Below are 22,102 nucleotides of genomic sequence, written 5' to 3'. Positions count from 1 at the left end.
GTATCAACATATCTGGCGTTGACTTTTGGCACGCTGTTGAGTTCTCAAGGAACGGCCGCTTCCTTTGTACTCACCCTCTCGGGCTTTCCTCCGGGCGCTTCCCTTCGGTGTTCCAAACTCTATCAGTGTTTTTCCGGCCCTCTGACCACCGCCCTGCAGACATGCAGAAGGTGACCCCGAGATAGGATCTGACAAGTTTGGGTGCTGCCAGGCAAGGACACGAGGTTGTGTCGCTCAGCCCCAGGCAGGAGTACGACTGTACACGCGGCCGCAGAGCGCGTGCAAATCCATTTGCGGTATGGTCTAGACCACTCCGGAGTGCCCACGCGGAACCGGCACTTCAGGTGACATACCCTGCTGAACAGTGTGCCGCCCGGTACCGACAGGGACGGCCCATAACGATCTCCACCCCTGGGAGGCTTCCCATGACCACCGTGACGTCCCCGCTTGCAGGACGCGCCATCGGACTGGCAGCCGTGCCGGATCCCGTCTTCTCCGGGGCCATGGTCGGCCCGGGCACAGCGATCGACCCCGTACGTGAGCCTTCCGAGGCCGTCTCGCCCGTGGACGGCGTCATCGTCTCCCTGCATCCGCACGCGTTCGTCGTCGTCGACGAGAGCGGACACGGCGTGCTCACGCACCTCGGTATCGACACCGTGCAGCTCAACGGCGAAGGTTTCGAGCTGCTGGTGAACAAGGGCGACACCGTCAGGCGCGGTCAGGGCATCGTGCGCTGGAACCCGGCTGCCGTCGAGGCCGCCGGCAAGTCCGCGATCTGCCCGATCGTGGCGCTGGAGGCCACGGCCGAAGCCCTCTCCGATCTTCGTATCGACGGCGATGTGAAGGCCGGCGACAGTCTCTTCCTCTGGAAGTGACGTCAGTGCCGTCCTGTGACGGCGAGTAGGACTACCAACACGGCGGCCGATGCCGCCGCACTATCGGAGACGGGTGAGATGGAGACAACGCTGCGAGGCGTCGGCGTGAGCCACGGTGTGGCGATCGGCGAAGTTCGGCATATGGGAACGGCGGTGCTCGAGCCGCCTGCGAAGCAGATCCCGGCGGACGAGGCGGAGCGTGAACAGGGGCGCGCCCGCAAGGCCGTGGAGGCTGTGGCGGCCGATCTGATGGCGCGCGGCAATCTGGCGGGCGGCGAGGCCCAGGCGGTGCTCGAGGCGCAGGCCATGATGGCCCAGGACCCCGAGCTGATGGCCGACGTGGAACGGCGGATCGCCGTCGGCAGCACGGCCGAGCGCGGGGTGTACGACGCGTTCGCCGCGTACCGCGAGCTGCTGGCGGGTGCCGGTGAGTACCTCGCCGGCCGTGTGGCCGACCTCGACGACGTGCGGAATCGGATCGTCGCCCGTCTGCTGGGCGTGCCGATGCCGGGTGTCCCGGACAGCGACGAGCCCTACGTCCTTGTTGCGCGTGACCTCGCGCCTGCCGACACCGCGCTGCTGGACCCGACTCTGGTGCTCGGATTCGTCACCGAGGAGGGCGGTCCGACCAGCCACAGCGCGATTCTGGCCCGGGCTCTCGGGGTGCCGGCCGTGGTGGCGTTGCCGGGTGCCGGTGAGCTCGCCGAGGGCACGATGATCGCCGTCGACGGCAGCACGGGTGAGATCTTCGTGGACCCGAGTGAGGACAAGAAGGCTCAGCTCGAGGCCGCGGCCGCCGCGCGCAGGGCCGCGTTGGCGGCCTCGACCGGTCCCGGTGCCACGGCGGACGGTCACAAGGTGCCACTGCTGGCGAACATCGGTGGTCCTGCGGACGTGGAGGCCGCGGTCGACGCCGGTGCCGAGGGCGTCGGTCTCTTCCGTACCGAGTTCCTCTTCCTGGACGACAGCAAGCAGGCGCCCTCCGAGGAGAAGCAGGTCGCTGCGTACCGGCAGGTGCTCGAGGCGTTCCCCGAGGGGCGTGTCGTGGTGCGGGTGCTGGACGCGGGTGCGGACAAGCCGCTCGACTTCCTGACTCCGGCCGACGAGCCGAACCCGGCGCTCGGCGTGCGGGGTCTGCGGACGTTGCTCGACCACCCGGAGGTCCTGCGCACGCAGCTGACCGCGCTCGCGAAGGCCGCGGAAGGGCTGCCGGTCTATCTCGAGGTCATGGCCCCGATGGTGGCGGACCGTACGGATGCCCGGGCCTTCGCGGACGCGTGCCGTGAGGCTGGGCTGCGGGCGAAGTTCGGCGCGATGGTGGAGATCCCCTCGGCCGCGCTGCGGGCCCGCTCGATCCTGCAGGAGGTCGAGTTCCTTTCGCTGGGGACGAACGACCTGGCGCAGTACACCTTCGCCGCCGACCGTCAGGTGGGTGCGGTCTCCCGTCTGCAGGACCCGTGGCAGCCCGCGCTGCTCGACCTGGTGGCGCTGTCGGCCGAGTCGGCGAAGGCCGAGGGCAAGAGCTGTGGTGTCTGTGGTGAGGCCGCTTCCGACCCGCTGCTCGCTTGTGTGCTGGCCGGTCTGGGCGTCACCTCTCTTTCGATGGGTGCGGCGTCGATTCCCTATGTCCGGGCGACGCTGGCGAAGTACACGCTGGCTCAGTGTGAGCGGGCCGCTGCGGCGGCTCGGGCGTCGGACAGTGCCGAGGACGCGCGCAGTGCGGCGCAGGCGGTGCTGTCGGGCGAGTAGGCCGGGGTTGGTCGGCTTTTAGTTGCCCGGGAGGGGCGCTCCACTCAGGTGGGGCGCCCCTCCCGCGTTTCAGTGGTTGTGTCCCTGGGCGGGCCTCTCCTCTCCGAGGTCGGGCGGCTCGCAGTAGTCGACGTTGGATTCCGGGGAGATGAGGTCGCCGGATTCGACGTCGGTGCAGTAGGCGTCGAAGACCTCTCCCGCGGTGAGGGGGTCGAGTCCGTAGGCGCGCAGGCGCCAGCCGTAGACACGGTCGGGCATGGCCGGGGCGCTGGCGCGGATGACGAGTCCGCCGGGGCTCTCGGTGGCCAGGCCGAGAGCGAGGACGGTGGTGAACTCGAGGGCTTCGGTCTCGTCCAGCTTCAGGGTGCCGCCCGTGTCGGCGGCGTGGAGTGCGGCGATGAGGGTTTCGGGTGGTCCGGTGACGCTGCAGACGAGGTGCCGGTCGCCGGGCGGGGCCGTGTCGAGGATGCGGACGAGGAGGTCCGAGGCCCGGGCGAAGGCTGTGCGTCCGAGGTCCTCGCCGCATGAGGTGCAGGCGCCCAGGCGAGCGAGGAGTGTGGTGGCGTACTCCCAGGTGGCCTGTCGTACGCCCTCGTCGACGAGGGCCGCCAGGAGGTCGGACAGAGGCTGGCCCTCGTACGGGAGAGTCGGGCCTGTCACCGCGAGTTGGGCGGTGAAGCGGGTGCGGCTCGACGGGTTGTCGGGGTCCAGGCTCTTGTGTGTGCAGAACTCGGCGTACTCCTCGGGGTCGAAGAGGGCCACGGTGGTGTGGCTGCCCTGGAGAGTCCGTGTCCTGAGGAGGGCTTCCACCTGTTTCAGGTAGGTCGCGTGGTCGTCGAAGGTGAAGCTGCGGTAGCAGCGCATGGCTCGGAAGTCGTGCTCGTCGGTCAGCAGGCCGATGGTGCCGGCGATTTCGCGGCGCAGGACGCGTCGCATGGTCCGGCTGTCGGTGTGCGCCATTCTCTTTCCCCCTGTGCACAGTCGATCAATGCTCACTCACAGTAATCGGCGGCACTGACAACGGAGGCTGGCGAAGGTGGGCAGCCGCTGAAGGCGCAGGTCAGCATGCTTCAGCCACGCGCTCCCCGTCAGCGGCATGGTGACGGGGAGTGGCTCGATGCGGCGTGGACGACCTCGGTCAGGCGCGTTTGCGGGCGAGGTCCTCGTAGAAGGTCAGGAGGTCGAGGTTGTCGATGGAGCCGGGGTTGACCGCCTTCTCCAGTGGGGTGCCTTGGAGGAGGCGTTTGACCGGGACCTCGATGCGCTTGCCGGTGAGGGTGTGCGGGACGCCGGGTACCTCGATGATCTCGTCGGGGACGTGGCGCGGTGAGAGTTGTTCGCGGATGGTCTGCTTGATGCGGTTCAGCAGGGCCTCGTCGAGGGTGGATCCGGGGGCCAGGTGCACGAAGAGGGGCATCCAGTAGCCGCCGTCGGGCTGCTCGATGCCGATGACGAGGGACTCCCTGATTTCGGGGAGGCGCTCCACGGCTTCGTAGATGTCGGCGGAGCCCATGCGTACGCCCTGGCGATTGAGTGTGGAGTCGGAGCGGCCGTGGATGACGACGGATCCGTGGGAGGTTACGGTGATCCAGTCGCCGTGCCGCCATACGCCGGGGTAGGTGTCGAAGTAGCTGTCGTGGTAGCGGCTGCCGTCGGGGTCGTTCCAGAACCTGATGGGCATCGACGGCATGGGGTTGGTGACCACGAGCTCGCCGACCTCGTCGACGAGAGGGCTGCCGCTCGGGTCCCAGGCCTGTAGGTCGGTGCCGAGGCAGGGGGCCTGGAGTTCGCCGACGTGTACCGGAAGGGTCGGTACGGCTCCGGCGAAGCAGGAGCACACGTCCGTCCCGCCGCTGACGGAGGCGATCCACAGGTCGTCGCGGACCTCGTCGTGGAGCCAGCGGAAGCCGTCGGGCGGCAGGGGCGAGCCCGTGGTGGCGACGCACTGGACGGTGGAGAGGTCGAAGTCGCGTGACGGGTGCACGCCGGCCTTGCGGCAGGCCATGACATAGGCGGCCGAGGTGCCGTAGAGGGTGGCCCGCGTGCGTTCGGCGATCCGCCACTGGGCGCCGGTGTCCGGGTAGCCGGGGCTGCCGTCGTAGAGGACGATCGTGGTGCCGGTGAGCAGGCCGGAGACGAGGAAGTTCCACATCATCCAGCCGGTGGACGTGTACCAGAAGAAGCGGTCTTCGGGGCCCAGGTCGCAGTGCAGGCCGAGTTGCTTGAGGTGCTCGACCAGGATGCCGCCCTGGGACTGGACGATGGCCTTGGGCAGGCCGGTGGTGCCGGAGGAGTAGAGCACCCACAGGGGGTGGTCGAAGGGCACCTGCTCGAAGACGGGGTCCGTGTCGGCGGAGGTGAGGGCCGACCAGTCGAGGGCGCCTTCAGGTGCCTCGGTGCCGAGGAGGGGGATGTGGACGACGGCGCGCAGGGTGGGCAGTTCGCGGCGCAGTTCGGCGACGGTCTCTCGCCGGTCGTGCTCCTTGCCGCCGTAGCGGTAGCCGTCGACGGTGAACAGCACGACGGGTTCGACCTGCTGGAAGCGGTCGAGGACGCTGCGGGCGCCGAAGTCGGGTGCGCAGGAGGTCCAGACGCCGCCCACGGCGGCTGTGGCGAGGAGGGCGACCACGGCCTGGGGGACGTTGGGGAGGTAGCCGCTGACGCGGTCTCCGGGGCATACGCCGAGGGCGCGCAGCTCGGCGGCCAGGGAGCCGACCTGGCGGCGTAGGTCGGTCCAGGTGACAGGACGTGGTTCGTGGGTCTCGTCGACGTACAGGAGGGCCGGTTCGTCCGCGCGGGTATCGGTGGCGCGCAGGGCGTGTTCGGCGTAGTTGAGGGTTGCCCCGGGGAACCACTGGGCGCCCGGCATCGCCCGGTCTCCGAGCACGCGCGCGTACGGGGTCGAGAAACGGACGTCGAACCACTCGGTGACGGCTTTCCAGAAGGCGTCCAGATCGTCGACGGACCAGCGCTGGAGAGCCGCGTAGCCGCCCCCGGCGGGGGCGCCATGGCGCTCGGCGGCCCAGGCCTGGAACCTGGTGATCCGTGCCCGGTCGATGCGCTCGGGGTCTGGCTGCCAGAGGGGCTGGGGACTAGCGGTCGACATCGTCGGCTCCCGGACTGTGCGCGTCGTGTGCGTCCTCCGCGCACGGGCTGGGGTGTGCGCGTGAGCGGCTGGCACGGACAATGCCATGTGATCGACTTCGGCACCAGGGTGCGTCCCACATAGTCCGCCTCGTGAAGATGTGGTCCTGACACGGGTGAACGGCAGTTGAACGCCACGCACGTGTGGCGCGGTCAATGGCAGGGTGAGCAGCATGAACGGTCGTGACCTGGTGCGTTCGGTGAAAGCGGTGGGTTCGGTGGGGGCGGCGCAGGGTGTGCGTACCGTACGAGCAGCGTGGCGCAGGCGGCGGGCCGACGCCACCGGGCTGCCGTCGCGAGGGGCGGAGCGTGCGCGTGTGCCCGGGCCCGTGCGGGAGGTGGAGCCGGGGCCGGGGGGCGGTGTCGTCCGCTTCAGCCGGTCGGAGCTGCGGATTCTCGTCGCCGCGAACGGGGCCGTCTTCTGGGGCTGGGACGGGGCGGAGCCCGAGCCGTCGTACGCGCTGGCCGGCCGCTGTCCGGAGCCCGATCCCCGGGCGGTGCTGGAGCCGGACAAGGACGGCGGCTGGCGGGTGGTGGCCGAGCGGGTGACGGTCGTCGTCTCGCGGCACGGCGCGGTGGAGGTGCTCACGCCCGGTGGCGTAACCCTGCGGCGTGATCTGCCGCCGCGGTGGTGGGAGCCGGTCGACGGCGGCCCGGCGCGGTGGTCGCAGCGGTCGGAGGTGGCTGCCGACGCGCGGTTCTTCGGTCTCGGTGGACGTGCTGCGGGGCCCCGGCTGCCGGACGGTACGTACGGGCTGTGGAACACCGACCCGGGCCACGCCTTCGCGCCGGGTGACGATCCGCTCTACATCACGATGCCGGTGCAGCTGGTGGTGTCCGACGGAGGTACGCATCTGGTGTTCCACGACAACTCGTGGGACGGCGCGGTGACACTGCGCGAGGGCGAGGAGGGCGCGGGTTCCGGGCACGACCGCGGCGGGTCGAGCGAGCTGCGGATGGACGGCGGTCCGCTGCGCTGCTGGGTGATGGTGGGCACCCCCGCGCGCGTGCTGCTCGCGTGGGCCTCGCTCACCGGGGCGCCCGCTCTGCCGCCCGCGTGGGCGCTCGGCCACCAGCACGCGCGGTGGGGCTTCGGCAGCGAGCAGGAGGTGCGGCGGATCGTCGCGGGCTACGTGGAGCACGGTCTGCCACTCGATGCCGTGCACCTGGACATCGACCACCTCGACGCGCATCAGGTGTTCACCGTCGACCAGGACCGCTTCCCGAAGCTGCCCGTGCTGGCCGAGGAGCTCCAGCGGGACGGCATCCGGCTGGTGTCGATCGTCGACCCGGCCGTCAAGGCCCTGCCCGGCAATGCCGTGTACGACGGCGGTGCGGCCGAGGACGCGTTCGTGCGGGACGCGTCGGGGCAGGTCGTGCAGGGGGTCGTGTGGCCCGGGGAGGCGGTGTTTCCCGACTTCACGCACGCGCGTGTGCGTGAGTGGTGGGGCGGCCTCTACGAGGAGCGGCTCGCGCAGGGATTCTCGGGCTTCTGGCACGACATGAACGAACCGACGTCGTTCACCGCGTTCGGGGAGTCGACGCTGCCGCGTTCGGCGCGGCACTCCCTGGAGGGGCGGGGCGGTGACCATCGTGAGGCCCACAACGTGTACGCGCTGTGCATGGCCAGGGCGGGCTACGAAGGGCTGCGGAAACTCGCGCCCCAGCAGCGGCCGTTCCTGTTCTCCCGCTCCGGGTGGGCCGGCATGCAGCGCTACGGCGGGACGTGGTCGGGGGACGTGGCCACCGGCTGGCCGGGACTGCGGGCGTCCTTGGCGCTGGTGATGGGGCTGGGGCTGTGCGGCGTGCCGTACTCGGGGCCGGACATCGGTGGCTTCGACGGGGATCCATCGCCGGAGCTGTATCTCCGGTGGTTCCAGCTGGGCGCGTATCTGCCGCTGTTCCGTACGCACGCGAGTCTCAGGGCGGGGCGCAGGGAGCCCTGGGAGTTCGGTCCCGAGGTGCTGGAGCACGCGCGCGTGGCGCTCGTCGAACGCCGGCGGCTGCTGCCGTACTTCATGACGCTGGCGCATCTGGCGCGGCGTACCGGAGCGCCGTACGTGCGGCCCCTGTGGTGGGCCGCGCCGGAGGATCGGACGCTGCGCGACTGCGAGGACGCCTTCCTGCTCGGCGACAGCCTGCTGGTGGCGCCGGTGCTGGATCCCGGCGCGGACCGGCGTGCGGTGCAGCTGCCGCGGGGGCGCTGGTACGACACAGTGACGGAACGGGCGTACGAGGGGCCGGCGCAGGTGCTCGTCGACGCCCCCCTGTCCCGCATCCCCGTGTTCGCGCGCGCGGGTGCCGTTCTTCCCGTACGTGAGGAGGACGGCGGACTCGCACTGGAGGTGTGGGCGCCCGCCCGCGGACGGACCGGGGGCGGGCTGGTCGTGCCGGACAGTGGCGAGGGATGGGACGAGCCGGAGATCGAGCGGTACACCGCTCGGTGGATGGGCTCGCGGATCGTCGTCGAGCGGGAGGGTGAGGACTCCGGGGGCGAGCCGTCCTGCCCGGTGCGCGTCCGCGGAGCCGGGGAAGGCTGAGCTCAGATGTACCGGCCCTCGAACCAGGCCCGTACGGCCACGGTGTGCAGAGGGAAGGCGAGCTCTTCCGCCCTGCGCAGGAGGTGCCAGCCCTCCGTCTCGTCGGTGGCGGCGGAGGGCGGCAGGCTTTCGACCGGGCGTTCCGGCAGGAGACCGAAGAGCAGCAGGTGCCCGTCGGGCGAGCTCATCGCGTCGGCGAGCCGTACCTCGCGGGCGGCCGCGTCGATGCCGGTTTCCTCCTTGAGTTCGCGTACGACGGCCTGCCGCCAGTCCTCCCGGTCGTCGATGTAGCCGCCGGGCAGGGCCGTGCCCCCGCGCGCGGGAGCGACGGTCCGGGTGATGACGACCAGGGCGGTGCCCTTGGTGTCGTAGACGGGCTGGAGGGCCACCGCGACCGGGAGTGGATTGCGGTAGGCCACGGCGCCGCACGCCGGGCAGGTGCGGGGCCAGCCGGAGACGCCCTCTCCGTAGGGCGCGCCGCAGCTCGAACAGTGGGAGTCCGGCGCGGAGTTGGAACTGGAGTGCTGAGTTTCGGACACGCGGCGGACTGTAGCCGATCACGGAGAGGGCGTCTCGGGCAGGTGGCTCAGTGGGCGCCGGTGAGCGACTTCCTGGACACGGGGAAGTCGAAGTAGGTGTCCGGGTAGGGCTCGGGCTTGTAGGTGTAGTGCCACCACTCCTCTGCCAGGTTCACGAAACCGAGGCCTTCCAGGGTGTTCTTGAGCAGCAGCCGGTTGGCGCGCTGTTGGCCCTGGACGCGAGGGTCGAGGGTGTGCGACAGGGTGTCGAAGCAGTCGAAGCCGGTCCCCATGTCGATCGAGTTGTCGGGGAACCGTTCGCCCTGGGGCGCGAAGCACGGCACTAGGGGCTCTTCGGGGTGGTACGGCCGGGTCGGCTTCGCCGGCAGCCTCACCAGGGTGATGTCCAGGGTCGACCCGCGGCTGTGGCCGGATTTCTCGGCGATGTAGCCGTCGGCGAACAACCGGGTCTTGTCGACGTTCGGGTAGAACTCGCCCTTCATCGCCTCGTCGTCCAGGTCCTCGGCCCAGCGGACGAAGTGGTCCACCGCGCGCTGCGGCCGGTAGCAGTCGTACACCTTGAGTGTGTAGCCCTGGCGCAGGAGCTTCCGCTGGGCCTTGTGGAGGGCTCGTGCGGCGGGGCGGGTGAGGAGGCAGGTCGGCTGGAGGTAGCCGTCGATGCGCTCGCCGACGAAGTTGTGCGGGGTGACGTAGCGCATCTCCTGGATGATCGTCGGGTCCACGCTTCGCAGGGCCACGAAGTCCTTCGGCGCCCTGGGCTCGGGCTTGGCCTGGGCGGTCGCGGTGGAGGCGGTCGCTGCCAGCAAGGCGGCGAACACCGTGATGAGGCCGCGTGCCACGGCGTTCAGTCGTGTCATGGCCCTTGCATCTACCAGGAGATGGCCCCGCCGGGGAAGGGATGCCCAATTCCGGAAGGCCGTGGCAGACTTCTGACGTTCCGTCAGATTCGGGCTGCGGGGAGGGACTGTGTCGCGTACACGAACACCTGGGGTGGCGGGGTGGTTCGCCGGGGACGGTGACGCCTTCCGGCTGCTCGGCACGCGCTGTACGGCGTGCGCCTCGGTCTTCTTCCCTCGTGAGGACCACCACTGCCGCAACCCCTCCTGCACCGGCGGGGAGTTGGAAGAGATCGCGCTGTCGCGACACGGGCGCGTCTGGTCGTACACCGACAGCCGGTATCGGCCACCGTCACCCTATGTGAGCGATCCGGAACTTCCGTGGGAGCCGTGCGCGTTGATCGCTGTGGAGCTGGAGGCCGAGCGGATCGTGGTGCTGGGACAGGCGCCTCCCGGGGTCACCGTCGCGGATCTGACGGTGGGTATGGAGGCGGAGGTCGTGCCCGGGGTGCTCCATGAGGACGCGGAGACGACCTGGACGACGTGGCACTGGCGGCCGACGGGGGTGAAGGCATGACAGAAGAGGTGGCGGTGCTCGGCGCGGGCATGCACCCGTGGGGCAAGTGGGGGCGGAGCTTCGTCGAGTACGGCGTCGCGGCAGCCCGGGTGGCGCTCGCCGACGCCGGGCTGGACTGGCGCGGCATCGGCTCGATCATCGGCGCGGACACGGTGCGGGGCGGCTATCCGGGGTATGTCGCCGGAGCGACGTTCGCGAAAGCACTGGGCTGGCAAGGAGCCCGGGTCACGAGCGTGTACGCGGCGTGCGCGTCCGGGGCGCAGGCCGTCGACACCGCGCGGGCCCAGATACTCTCCGGGCTCACCGACGTGGTGCTCGTGGTGGGAGCCGACGCCGCTCCCAAGGGCTTCTTCCGCCCTGCGGGAGGGGACCGGCCCGACGATCCCGACTGGTTGCGCTTCCGGATCCTCGGGGCGACCAACCCGGTGTACTTCGGGTTGTACGCCCGACGGCGTATGGCGCTGTACGGCGATACGACGGACGACTTCGCACAGGTGAAGGTGAAGAACGCGGCCATGGGCGTGCGGAACCCCAAGGCGCGCTACCGCAGCCCGGTCACCGCCGAGGAGGTTGCAGCCTCCGCTGTCGTCGCCGATCCGCTGCGGCTGCTCGACATCTGTGCGACCTCCGACGGCGGTGCCGCGGTGGTGCTCTCGAGCATGGAGTTCGCACGACGGCACGGGCATGCGGAGCCGGTGCGGATCCGGGCCGTGTCCACGGTGACGCCGCGTTACCCGAACACCGTGCTGGATCTGCCGGACATCGCCACGGACTCCGCGGTGGCGGTGGATCCGCCCGGCGAGACGTTCCGGAGGTCGATCGCCCGGGCGGCCTACGAGGAGGCGGGAGTCGGACCGGAGGACCTGTCACTGGCCGAGGTCTACGACCTGTCCACGGCGCTCGAGTTGCAGTGGTACGAGGACTTGGGGCTGTGTGGCGAGGGCGAGGCCGTGAAGCTGCTGCGGGACGGGGCGACGGCACTGGGCGGGCGAATACCGGTGAACGTCAGCGGTGGGCTGGCCTCCTTCGGCGAGGCGGTGCCGGCACAGGCGATCGCCCAGCTGTGCGAGCTGGCCTGGCAGTTGAGGGGCGAGGCCGGTGACCGGCAGGTCGCTGGGGCGCGCGTGGGGATCAGTGCGAATCAAGGGCTGTTCGGGCACGGGTCGGCGGTGATCGCGGTGCGGTGATCACGGGGACGGCGGGTCTCGGTGCTGGGAGCGGGCGCGCCGAGCTGGTGAAGTGGGCCGCGGCGGCGGCGCGGGTGGGCTGGTCGTGCGGGCGCGGCGGGGCTTGGTCATACGCTGTGTGACCACGCCGGAATCCTGCGTGAACGTCTCATGAACTGCGCTTGGGGGTGCGCCGGCGGAGTCATCATGCTTCCCGTGCACTCCTGGACGGATACTCTCCGCTTCGCCTTCCAGCCGGTGGTCAATCTGACGACGGGCGCGGTCGCGGGGCTGGAGATACTCGCCCGCCCGGAGACCGGCGACATCCTGGCCGAGGCCCGCCGGGATCCCGAGCTCGACTGCCGACTGGCGGTGTCGGCGGTCCGCGCGGCTGTGCGCAAGGAGACCCTGCTTCCGCTGTTCGTCAACGTGTTCGCCGGCACCCTCGCCGACCTCGGCGGCCTCCCTTCACTGCACGCCGCCGTGCGCGAGGCGGGGCGGCTGCCGTGGGAAGTCACGATCGACGTCTGTCCGCCGTACACACACGTGCCGCAGCAGGCGCTGCTGGAGGCGGTGGCCGCGCTGCGCGCCCAGGGCTTCCGGATCTGCGCGGACGGCGTCGGGGACGGGGACGTGCCCTTGCGGCTGCTCTCGGACATCCAGCCCGGCCTGGTGAAGCTGGACGCGTCGCTGCTGGCTCGGCCGGCCGTGGTCCGGTCGATGCGGACGCTGTGCGACGAGCTGGGGGCACTTCTGGCCGTCGAGGGCGTGGAGACCGAAGGGCAGTGCGCTGCGGCGCTGCGGGCCGGGGCACAGCTGGCACAGGGTGAGCTGTTCGCTCCGCCGGCGCGACTGCCCGCCGCGGACGTCTACGTCCCGCCCCGCTCCCCCGCCGAGCTGGCCGTGCCGCGGTCCGGGCCGTCGGTGCGGGAGTTCGTGCGGCCCGCGGCGCTGCTGCCCGCAGCGGCGTCCGCGGGGCAGGTGCGAGCGCTGCTGACCGGTTCGCCGGACGTGTCAGGCGTGCTGCTCGTGGACCCCGCGGGGGTGCCGGTCCGGTCGGTGCACCGGTCCCGTTTCCTGCTGTCGATGTCGGGGCGCTACGGGCATGCCCTGTACGCCGACCGGCCCGCGGCGAAGCTCGGCGATCCGCCGCGGACGGTGGGCGTCGACGCCACCGCCTGGGAGGTCCTGGACGTGGTGGCGGTCGGCGGGCGGGACCGTACGTCGGACGATGTGGCCGTCGTGGACGAGTACGGGCGGTGTGTGGGGGTCGTACGGCTCGCGGACCTGGTGCGAGCGCTGGCCGAGACACGAGTGGAGGAAGCGGCGGGGCTCAATCCGCTGACGCGTCTGCCCGGCTCGGACGCGATCACCGGTGAGGTGGACCGGCGGATCGCAGCCGGGCGGCCGTTCGCGCTCAGCTGGCTGGACGTCGATCACTTCAAGCAGGTCAACGACGGGGCCGGCTTCGCGGCGGGGGACGAGCTGATCCGGGCGGTCGGACGGGCGCTTCAGCATGCCGCCACCGACAGCGCGCGCGTGGGGCACATCGGTGGGGACGACTTCCTGGTGCTCGCCGACCCGGAGGGCCTTGATCCGCTGGCCGCGTCTGTGCTGGACGCCCCTTGGTCGGCGGGCGGCCGGCCGGTCACGTTGTCGCTCGCCACGGTGCTGTGCGCACCGGGCACAGTGACGGACCACCGGCAGGCGGCGGCCTGCCTGGCACCGTTGAAGAAGGCGGCGAAGTCGTTGCGCGGGGCGAGTTGGGTGCTGGGCCGGGCGGGCCTGCCCGGACACGAGACCCGCCGGGGCGCCGAGCCGGCATCGGCGGGTGCGGGGTGTGGGGTGGCGGAGCCCGGTGGGGTCTAGGAAGGGCGCTGGCGCCCGAGCCATAGGAGAAGGACCGAGAGGCAGGTCCTGGGCTGTGAGGGGCCTGTACAGCCGCTCATGGGGGGCTCTGACGCTGTCGTGCGAGGGGGCCCGGTGGGGCGGCGACCCGCCCGCCAGGGCCCCGGACTGCGGCCTAAAGCCGTGCATGACTCGTGCGGTTGAGAAACTGCCAGGTCAGGTGGATGCTGGTGGCTAGCAAGCGAGGAGTCAGCTGCGGCTGGGCGAATGCCGACGGCGGAGCCCAGCGGTGGCCGGACACCACCACCAGAGCCTCGCGCGGCTCACCCAGGCCGTGCGGTGGCCCCGACCAGATCTGAACAAAGACCCGACCGGGCGCCGTCAGGCCGTGCAACCGGCCACCCGGCCCGGCAGGAGCCCGGCCGCCGTCACAGGGCCGTCAACCATTGCGGTCGGCGACCTTGACGCCCCTTGGGTGCCGGTGAACACTTCCGGTGTCAGTCGACATCGCCGTACATACTCGGCGTATTCCGGCACTGCGGCGCGTGGGCGCGCCTGCGCCAAGGCCCATTCCTTCACGGGCGATTCGGCTGCGACGGCACGCTCGTCACGGATGCCGGGCGGGACACGGGATCGCGGGATTCCCCTGCATTCGGCTGAAGTCGCCATGGGAAACGCACCCTGCACGCGAGGACCGGGGCGGACCGTCCCGGGCCACGGCCTAGGAGCCGCCATGACTAACGGAGATATCTTCTTCGGCGAGATGATCGGCACGGCGATCCTGATCCTGTTCGGTGCCGGCGTGTGTGCCGCCGTCACCCTCAGATTCTCGAAAGCACGGGCCTCCGGGTGGATCGTGATCGCGTTCGGCTGGGGCTTCGGCGTGCTGGCCGGCGCGTACACCGCCGCTCCCCTCTCCGGAGGGGTCATCAACCCGGCCGTCACCTTCGGTCTCGCCGTCGACACCGGCGTGTGGAGCAAGGTCTGGGTCTATCTGCTGGGCCAGATCACCGGCGCCATGATCGGTGCGGTCCTGTGCTACCTCGTGTACTACGCCCAGTTCGCGGCCAACGTGCGGCAGACGGGAACCACTGAGGGAACGGCGGACGAACCGGTTCCGACGCTCGGCATCTTCTCCACGATCCCGGAGATCCGGAACCCGGTCGCCAACCTGGTCACGGAGATCCTCGCCACCATCGCCCTGGTGTTGCCAATCCTCGCCCTGGTCGGCCAGGACAGGCATGTCGAGGGCATCGGTATCGGCTTGATCGAGGGTGGTGGCGGCATCTACGGGTCCGGTATCGCGATCCTTCTGGTGTCCCTCCTGGTTGTCGGCATCGGCCTGTCCCTGGGCGGTCCGACCGGTTACGCCATCAACCCGGCACGTGACCTCGGCCCGCGCATCATCCACGCCATCCTGCCGATCCCGAACAAGGGCACCTCCGACTGGGGCTACTCGTGGATCCCGATCGTCGGCCCACTGATCGGCGGACTGCTCGGCGGTGTCATCTACAACGCAGCCTTCTGAACCAGCCCAAGGGGTAGCCATGACGGACAACGCAGAAAAGTACGTCGCCGCAATCGACCAGGGCACCACGTCGAGCCGCTGCATCGTCTTCAACCAGGACGGCGCGATCGTCGCCGTCGACCAGCGCGAGCACCGCCAGATCTTTCCCAAGCCCGGCTGGGTGGAGCACGACGCCACCGAGATCTGGTCCAAGGTGCAGGCTGTGGTGGCCGGGGCGATCGCCAAGGCCGGACTGCGTGCCGACCAGCTGAGCGCGCTCGGGATCACCAACCAGCGCGAGACGACCCTCCTGTGGGACCGCGCCACGGGAAAGCCGGTGCACAACGCCATCGTGTGGCAGGACACGCGGACGGCGGCGCTCTGCAACCAGCTGGGCGGCTCGGACGGGCAGGACCGGTTCCGCGAGCAGACGGGGCTGCCGCTGGCCACCTACTTCTCGGGCCCCAAGGCCGCCTGGCTGCTCGACAACGTGCCCGACCTGCGAGGGCGTGCCGAACGCGGTGAGATCGCCTTCGGCACGATGGACTCCTGGCTGATCTGGAACCTCACCGGCGGCACGGACGGCGGGCACCACGTCACCGACGTGACCAATGCGGGCCGCACCATGCTGATGAACCTGGAGACCCTCCAGTGGGACTCCTCGATCCTCTCCGCGATGAACATCCCCGAAGCGATGCTGCCCGAGATCCGGTCCTCCGCCGAGGCGTACGGCACCGCTGTCGGCCAGCTCGCCGGCGTGCCCGTGGCCTCCGCGCTGGGCGACCAGCAGGCTGCCGTGTTCGGCCAAGCCTGCTACGACGTCGGCACGGCGAAGAACACGTACGGCACGGGAAGCTTCCTGCTGCTCAACACGGGCAACCGCCCGGTGCCGTCGAAGAGCGGTCTGCTCACGACGATGGGCTACAAGATCGGCAGTGAGGCGCCGGTCTACTGTCTGGAGGGGTCGATAGCCATAACGGGCGCGCTGGTCCAGTGGTTCCGCGACCAGCTCGGCATCATCCGTACCGCCGACGAGATCGAGCCTCTGGCGGCGAGCGTGGAGGACAACGGCGGCGCGTACATCGTGCCGGCGTTCTCGGGCCTGTTCGCGCCGTACTGGCGCTCCGACGCGCGTGGCGTGGTCACCGGGCTGACCCGGTACGTCACGAAGGCGCACCTCGCGCGCGCGGTGCTGGAGGCGACGAGCTGGCAGACCCGCGAGGTCGTCGACGCCATGTACCAGGACTCCGGGGTGCACATCACCACCCTCAAGGTCGACGGCGGCATGACGAAGAACAACCTGCTCATGCAGCACCAGGCGGACGTGCTCGACGTACCGGTGGTGCGGCCCAAGGTCTCCGAGACGACCTGCCTGGGCGCCGCGTACGCGGCCGGTCTGGCCACCGGTGTGTGGAACGACCTGGACGAGCTCAAGGCGCACTGGCAGAAGGACGTCGAGTGGACGCCGTCGATGGAGGCGTCGGTGCGGGACCGCGAGTACCACAACTGGCGCAAGGCCGTGGAGAAGAGCTTCGGCTGGGAGGAGGACGGCGAGAGCTGACCACGCGCGCGTGGAGCCTCGTTCTCCGGACCGCGGCCCGTACCCCGGTCGGCGGGGGTGCGGGCCGTGCCGGTGGGCCGGGCCCGCGTCAGGTGGTCACCGTATGGCGTTGGCCGGCCGCGTACGCCATGGCGTGCTGGACGACGCCGATGAGCGTCTCCTTCACCGACTCGCGGTCGCGGGCGTCGGTCATCAGGAGCGGGACGTCGTCGTCGAGGTCGAGGGCCTGGCGGACGTCTTCGATCGGGTAACGCGGGGCGCCCTCGAAGCAGTTGACGCCGACCAGGAAGGGGATGGAGCGCCGTTCGAAGTAGTCGACTGCGGCGAAGCAGTCCTCCAGGCGGCGGGTGTCGGCGAGGACGACGGCGCCGAGCGCGCCTTCGGAGAGCTCGTCCCACATGAACCAGAACCGCTCCTGGCCGGGCGTGCCGAAGAGGTAAAGCACCAGGTCTTCGCGGAGTGTGATGCGGCCGAAGTCCATGGCCACGGTCGTGGTGTGCTTGCCTTCCACGCCACTGGTGTCGTCGACCGGGCGGCCTGCCTCGGTGAGCAGTTCCTCGGTGCGCAGCGGCCTGATCTCGCTGACCGCGCCGACGAGCGTGGTCTTGCCCACGCCGAAGCCGCCGGCCACCAGGATCTTGAGCGTGACGGGCTCGACCGGAGGCTTGCCGCGCTCAGAACGCCCGAAGATCATCGATCTCTTCTCCTGCTTGATGGGGGTCGGGCGACGGCGGGCCGTAGCCTCCGCCGCCTGGGGTTTCGATGACGAGTACGTCGCCGGTGACGACGTCCGCGGAGTCGCTGCCGCCGAGTTCGGTCACGGCGCCGTCGGCATGTTCGACCCGGTTGGCGCCGAGAGCGCCCGGCTCGCCGTCCGCCATGCCGTACGGGGGCACACGGCGGTGCTGGGACAGCGTGGACACGGTCATGGGCTCCAGGAAGCGGATGCGGCGCACGGCGCCGTCCCCGCCGCGCCACCGTCCGGCGCCGCCGCTGCCGGGCCGGACCGCGAACTCCTCGAGGCGCACGGGCAGCCGCCACTCCAGGACCTCGGGGTCGGTGAGGCGAGAGTTGGTCATGTGGGTCTGGACGACGGGTGCGCCGGGGAAGCCTTCGCCCGCGCCGGAGCCCGAGGCGACGGTCTCGTAGTACTGGTGGCGTTCGTTCCCGAAGGTCACGTTGTTCATGGTCCCGGAGCCCTCGGCCTGGACACCCAGCGCGGCGTAAAGGGCACCGGTGACGGCCTGGGAGGTCTCCACATTGCCGGCGACGACGGCGGCCGGCGGCTCGGGGGCGAGCAGGGAGCCGGGCGGTACGACGATGCTCAGGGGGCGCAGGCAACCGTCGTTGAGGGGGATCTCGTCGGCTACGAGGGTGCGGAAGACGTACAGGACGGCCGCGTTGACGACCGAGAAGGGCGCGTTGAAGTTGGTGGGCAGCTGCGCCGACGTGCCGGTGAAGTCGATGGTGGCCGCACGGTTCTCGCGGTCCACGCGCACGCGTACGCGGATGACGGCGCCCGAGTCGGTCGCGTAGGCGTAGTCGCCGTCGTCGAGGGCGTCGATGACGCGGCGTACGGCCTCTTCGGCGTTGTCCTGGACGTGCCGCATGTAGGCCTGGACGACGTCGAGGCCGAAGTCGTCGATCATGCGGCCGACCTCGTCGACGCCCTTCCGGTTGGCGGCGATCTGGGCTCGCAGGTCGGCGAGGTTGGTCCTCGGATTGCGGGATGGGTACCGCGCTTCGGTGAGTAGGCGGAGGGTCTCGTCCTCGCGGAAGCGGCCGTCCTCGGCGAGCAGCCAGTTGTCGAAGAGGACGCCCTCCTCCTCGATGGTGCGGCTGCCGGCGGGCATGGAGCCGGGGGCGATACCGCCGATCTCGGCGTGGTGGCCGCGTGAGGCGACGTAGAAGAGGATCTCCGGGTCACTCTCCGTGACGACCGACGGTGCCGCGTCGAAGACCGGGGTGATCACGGTGACGTCGGGCAGATGGGTGCCGCCGTGGTACGGGTCGTTGACGGCGTAGGTGTCCCCCGGGCGCATGCGGGAGCCGCGCCTGCGGATGACCTCTTTGACGCTCGTGCCCATCGAGCCCAGGTGGACGGGGATGTGCGGGGCGTTGGCCACCAGGTTTCCGTCAGGGTCGAACAGGGCGCAGGAGAAGTCCAGGCGCTCTTTGATGTTGACCGACTGGGCTGTGGACTCGAGGCGGGCGCCCATCTGTTCTGCGATGGACATGAAGAGGTTGTTGAAGACCTCAAGCAGAACCGGGTCGACTTTCGTGTCCAGATCGGAACTCTGCGTAATCGCGGCGCGTTCCATGACCAGATGCCCGTCGTCGGTCGCCGCGGCCTGCCAGCCGTCGTCGACGACGGTCGTCGCACCGGCTTCGGTGATGATCGCCGGGCCGGTGACGGTATCGCCGGGAGGAAGGCCCTCACGGCGGTGGAGGGGTACGTCGTGCCAGGCGCCACCCGTGTGGAGGCGGACGGTGCGGGGCGCTGCGGGGCTGCCGTCGGCGGTGGCTTCGTAGGGGGCGAGAGCGGAGAGATCGGGGGGTTCTGTGATGCCGGTGGCTTCGACGGAGAGGGCTTCGACGACGATCGGTCGGTCGAGCGTGAAGGAGTACGTGGCGCGATGACGTTCTTCGAAAGCGTGCCGCATCGTGTCGGGCTCGGTCAGCTCGACGGTGAGGGTGGTGTCGGTGCCGTCGTAGCGGAGCTGCGCGCGGCGGGTGATCTCGATGTGCTCCTCGGGGACGTCCTCGGCGCGGAGTTCGGCGCGCGCCGCCGCTTCCAGGTCTTCGGCGGTCTTGCGGACGCCGGGCATGGAGGCGGGTTCCAGGGGTGCCTCGACGGACTGTTCGCGCATGGCGGTGGTGTCGGCGAGGCCGATGCCGAGTGCGGAGAGGACACCGGCCATGGGCGGCACGAGGACGGTGCGGATACCGAGGGAGTCGGCGACCATGCAGGCGTGCTGTCCGCCTGCGCCGCCGAACGTGGTGAGGGCGTAGCGGGTGACGTCGTGGCCCTTCTGGACGGAGATCCGCTTCACGGCCGACGCGATGTTCGCGACGGCGATCTGCAGGTACCCCTCGGCGACCTGTTCGGGGGTGCGGTCGTCGCCGGTCTGCTCGCGGATCTCGCCCGCGAGGGCGGTGAAGCGGTCCCGGACGAGGGCTTCGTCGAGGGGCTCGTCGCCGTTCGCGCCGAACACCTTCGGGAAGTGGGCGGGCTGGATGCGGCCGAGAAGGACATTGGCGTCGGTGACGGCGAGCGGGCCGCCGCCCCGGTAGCAGGCGGGCCCGGGGTCCGCGCCCGCCGAGTCCGGCCCTACGCGGTAACGGGAGCCGTCGAAGTGCAGGACCGAGCCCCCGCCGGCCGCGACGGTGTGGATGTCGAGCATGGGCGCGCGCAGCCGGACGCCGGCGATCTGGCTGGTGAAGACGCGTTCGTACTCGCCTGCGAAGTGGGAGACGTCGGTGGAGGTGCCGCCCATGTCGAAGCCGATGACGCGGTCGAAGCCGGCCAGCTGCGACATCCGGGCCATGCCGACGATGCCACCGGCCGGCCCGGACAGGATGGCGTCCTTGCCTCGGAACTGCCCGGCCTCGGTGAGACCGCCGTTGGACTGCATGAACATCAGCCGTACGCCTTCGAGTTCGTCGGCGACGTGGCGGATGTAGCGGCGCAGTACGGGCGAGAGGTAGGCGTCGACGACGGCGGTGTCCCCGCGTGGGACGAGTTTCATCAGGGGGCTGGCCTCGCTGGAGAGCGAGATCTGCGGGAAGCCGATGCGGGCGGCGAGTGCCCCGACGGCCTGTTCGTGGGCGGGGTGGAGGTGGCTGTGCATGCAGACCACGGCCACGGCCCGGATCCCGTCGTCGTACGCCTCCCGGAGGGGCCCGGCGAGGGCGTCGAGGCCGGGCTCGAGCAGCACGGTGCCGTCGGCGGCGATGCGCTCGTCGACCTCGACGACTCGTTCGTACAGCAGCTCGGGCAGGTCGATGCGGCGGGCGAAGATGCTCGGGCGGTTCTGGTAGGCGATGCGCAGGGCGTCGCGGAAGCCGCGGGTGATGACCAGCAGGGTGCGCTCGCCCTTGCGCTCCAGGAGGGCGTTGGTGGCGACCGTGGTCCCCATGCGCACGGTCTCGACGGGGTCGCCCGAGTCGGCCAGCAAGGTGCGGACGGCCTCGACCGCCGCGTCGGCGTAGCGGGCCGGGTTGTCCGACAGGAGCTTGTGCGTGAGCAGCCGGCCGTCCGGGCGTCGCGCGACGACGTCGGTGAAGGTGCCGCCTCGGTCGACCCAGAACTGCCAGCCAGTCACGTCAGTACCCCGCTTCCGCGCTGCTCACAGCGCTCGGAGGCCGTTGATCACGTCGCGCAGAATACTCTCGTCCGGCAGTTCGGCAGGGGGTACGGGCCGGTTCACATGGACGAATTCCGAGTCCACGAGATCTCCGACAAGGACCCGTACCACCCCGATCGGCAGGTCGAGTTCCGCTGCGAGTTCGGCGACCGACTGCGGGACGTCACGGCACAGCTCGACGATGTCCACATGCTCCGGGGAGAGCATGTGGTCGGCTTCCGGGTCGTCCCCGTGCGGTTCCGTGACGACGACCGCGATCAGATCCAGGCGGTGCTGGCCCTGGCTGCTGGTGCGGCCGCGTGTCATGGCGTACGGACGGACGACCGGTCCGGCTTCGTCGTCGAACCAGTGGCTTCTTCCCTGACCGTCAGCGCTCATGTCATCCCACTACCCGCCTGCGGGCAGATCGGTGCGCGGAGCGGCACCCAGATGTACGCCCACCCGCTTCACGAGGAGCGTCATCTCGTAGGCGACCTGGCCGACGTCCGAGTCGGCGTCCGAGAGAACGGCGAGGCAGCTGCCGTCACCGGCGGCGGTCACGAACAGGAAGGCGTCGTCGAGCTCGACGACCGTCTGGCGGACGTTGCCGGCCTCGAAGTGGCGTCCCACACCCTTGGCGAGGCTGTGGAACCCGGAGGCGACGGCAGCCAGGTGCTCGCTGTCCTCCCTGGTCAGATCCCTGGACACTCCCGTCGCCAAACCGTCGCTGGAGAGCACGAGGGCTTTGCGGATGCTCGCGACTCGGTCCACCAGGTCGTCGAGGAGCCAGTTCAGCTCCCCCTTGATGGTCGCGCTGTGGCCGGTCGCCTTCGGTGCGGTCATCGACCGTCCCCCTCTGTCGTTCCTTGTCGTGCTGCGCCGCTGTGGGCGGCATCGCCCGCGGCGTTCTCGTCACGGCCGCGCTGCCAGCCGCGCTGGAGCGAGGCCATGCGGCTGCGTACTTCCTCGGCGTCGCGTTCGACGGGCTCGGTCTTGTCCTCCGTACGCGGCTCGGTCCCCCGCTTCAGCTGCGGAGCCAGGTTGGCCTGCCGGACGCGCCGGGGCAGCGGTGTGGTGCCTGAGCCGGCGCCCCGCAGCGGGGAACCGGGTGCCGAGCCGGTGTCCTGTGGCGCGGCACCGGAGTCGGCCTCGGGGCGCGTGGGCCCGCCGGGATTTTCCGGCGTGGGCCCGGAGCCGCGGTCGGGTGCGTCGGGGCCACTGGATGCGATCTCCGCTCGGCGGGTGCGCTTGGGCAGAGCGGGCGGTCCCGACCGGTCGCCGTCGGCGCTGCCGGGCGTGGCCGGGGATTCGGTGTGGTCGGCGGCGCGGGCGGGCGCGCCGCTTGCCGGGGGAGCGGGTTACGGCCCCCGGCGGCCGGCCGGCCGCGGCGGGGGGGGGGCGGGGGGGGCCGCGC

16 protein-coding genes are annotated in these 22,102 nt (G+C 70.6%); 8 read left to right on the top strand and 8 right to left on the bottom strand.

Annotated features, from left to right (window positions below; all coding sequences use genetic code 11):
• Positions 1 to 425 precede the first annotated feature (425 nt).
• Together ACWIF2_RS34295 and ptsP are read left to right on the top strand one after the other, a co-directional pair.
• Positions 426 to 875, top strand: a complete 450-nt coding sequence (locus ACWIF2_RS34295; RefSeq protein WP_189726335.1) for a PTS sugar transporter subunit IIA — start codon at positions 426 to 428, stop codon at positions 873 to 875.
• Positions 876 to 953: 78 nt separating this feature from the next.
• Positions 954 to 2,624, top strand: a complete 1,671-nt coding sequence (gene ptsP, locus ACWIF2_RS34290; protein WP_454364791.1) for a phosphoenolpyruvate--protein phosphotransferase — start codon at positions 954 to 956, stop codon at positions 2,622 to 2,624.
• A gap of 69 nt (positions 2,625 to 2,693) precedes the next feature.
• On the opposite strand, the gene ACWIF2_RS34285 is transcribed toward ptsP, so the two are convergent.
• Together ACWIF2_RS34285 and ACWIF2_RS34280 are read right to left on the bottom strand one after the other, a co-directional pair.
• Entirely contained in the window at positions 2,694 to 3,584 is an 891-nt protein-coding gene (locus tag ACWIF2_RS34285) for a hypothetical protein (protein ID WP_454364790.1), read from the bottom strand.
• A 178-nt stretch (positions 3,585 to 3,762) separates the two neighbouring features.
• Entirely contained in the window at positions 3,763 to 5,730 is a 1,968-nt protein-coding gene (locus ACWIF2_RS34280; RefSeq protein ID WP_454364789.1) for an acetoacetate--CoA ligase, read from the bottom strand.
• Between the two features lie 211 nt (positions 5,731 to 5,941).
• Between ACWIF2_RS34280 and ACWIF2_RS34275 the strand changes: the two genes are divergently transcribed.
• Positions 5,942 to 8,308, top strand: a complete 2,367-nt coding sequence (locus tag ACWIF2_RS34275) for a glycoside hydrolase family 31 protein (protein ID WP_454364788.1) — start codon at positions 5,942 to 5,944, stop codon at positions 8,306 to 8,308.
• A 2-nt stretch (positions 8,309 to 8,310) separates the two neighbouring features.
• On the opposite strand, the gene ACWIF2_RS34270 is transcribed toward ACWIF2_RS34275, so the two are convergent.
• Together ACWIF2_RS34270 and ACWIF2_RS34265 are read right to left on the bottom strand one after the other, a co-directional pair.
• Positions 8,311 to 8,847: an NUDIX domain-containing protein gene (locus tag ACWIF2_RS34270; RefSeq protein WP_454364787.1), complete on the bottom strand. Its 537-nt coding sequence runs from the start codon at positions 8,845 to 8,847 to the stop codon at positions 8,311 to 8,313.
• Positions 8,848 to 8,894: 47 nt separating this feature from the next.
• The gene (locus ACWIF2_RS34265) at positions 8,895 to 9,704 is read right to left on the bottom strand and encodes a M15 family metallopeptidase (protein WP_454364786.1); all 810 of its coding nucleotides are present in this window, start codon (positions 9,702 to 9,704) and stop codon (positions 8,895 to 8,897) included.
• Positions 9,705 to 9,813: 109 nt separating this feature from the next.
• Between ACWIF2_RS34265 and ACWIF2_RS34260 the strand changes: the two genes are divergently transcribed.
• The 5 genes from ACWIF2_RS34260 to glpK all read left to right on the top strand — a co-directional run bounded on the left by ACWIF2_RS34260 (position 9,814) and on the right by glpK (position 16,342).
• Positions 9,814 to 10,260 carry a Zn-ribbon domain-containing OB-fold protein gene (locus ACWIF2_RS34260; protein WP_454364785.1) on the top strand — a complete coding sequence of 149 codons (447 nt, stop codon included), beginning with the start codon at positions 9,814 to 9,816 and terminating at the stop codon, positions 10,258 to 10,260.
• Positions 10,257 to 11,447, top strand: a complete 1,191-nt coding sequence (locus ACWIF2_RS34255; protein ID WP_454364784.1) for a lipid-transfer protein — start codon at positions 10,257 to 10,259, stop codon at positions 11,445 to 11,447. The genes ACWIF2_RS34260 and ACWIF2_RS34255 overlap by 4 nt, the downstream gene beginning before the upstream one ends.
• 195 nt (positions 11,448 to 11,642) lie before the next feature.
• Complete coding sequence (locus ACWIF2_RS34250) at positions 11,643 to 13,295, top strand: EAL domain-containing protein (protein ID WP_454364792.1); 1,653 nt, start codon at positions 11,643 to 11,645, stop codon at positions 13,293 to 13,295.
• A 712-nt stretch (positions 13,296 to 14,007) separates the two neighbouring features.
• A complete protein-coding gene (locus ACWIF2_RS34245) occupies positions 14,008 to 14,802 on the top strand; it encodes an MIP/aquaporin family protein (RefSeq protein ID WP_454364783.1) in 795 nt (264 codons plus the stop codon).
• A gap of 19 nt (positions 14,803 to 14,821) precedes the next feature.
• Complete coding sequence (glpK, locus tag ACWIF2_RS34240) at positions 14,822 to 16,342, top strand: glycerol kinase GlpK (RefSeq protein ID WP_454364782.1); 1,521 nt, start codon at positions 14,822 to 14,824, stop codon at positions 16,340 to 16,342.
• 88 nt (positions 16,343 to 16,430) lie between these two features.
• On the opposite strand, the gene ACWIF2_RS34235 is transcribed toward glpK, so the two are convergent.
• From ACWIF2_RS34235 to ACWIF2_RS34220, 4 genes are read right to left on the bottom strand one after another with little or no spacing between them, the layout of a single operon-like run.
• Positions 16,431 to 17,036, bottom strand: coding sequence for a GTP-binding protein (locus tag ACWIF2_RS34235; RefSeq protein ID WP_454364781.1), 606 nt, complete (start codon positions 17,034 to 17,036; stop codon positions 16,431 to 16,433).
• Positions 17,017 to 20,667: a hydantoinase B/oxoprolinase family protein gene (locus ACWIF2_RS34230; protein WP_454364780.1), complete on the bottom strand. Its 3,651-nt coding sequence runs from the start codon at positions 20,665 to 20,667 to the stop codon at positions 17,017 to 17,019. The genes ACWIF2_RS34235 and ACWIF2_RS34230 overlap by 20 nt, the downstream gene beginning before the upstream one ends.
• A 24-nt stretch (positions 20,668 to 20,691) precedes the next feature.
• Positions 20,692 to 21,087 carry a DUF742 domain-containing protein gene (locus ACWIF2_RS34225; RefSeq protein WP_382497464.1) on the bottom strand — a complete coding sequence of 132 codons (396 nt, stop codon included), beginning with the start codon at positions 21,085 to 21,087 and terminating at the stop codon, positions 20,692 to 20,694.
• Between the two features lie 9 nt (positions 21,088 to 21,096).
• Entirely contained in the window at positions 21,097 to 21,531 is a 435-nt protein-coding gene (locus ACWIF2_RS34220) for a roadblock/LC7 domain-containing protein (RefSeq protein WP_399020853.1), read from the bottom strand.
• Positions 21,532 to 22,102 lie beyond the last annotated feature (571 nt).

Source organism: Streptomyces sp. NPDC055506, from assembly GCF_053643595.1.
The sequence above is the reverse complement of the archived record's forward strand: the minus strand, read 5'-3'. Positions and strand labels throughout refer to the sequence as shown.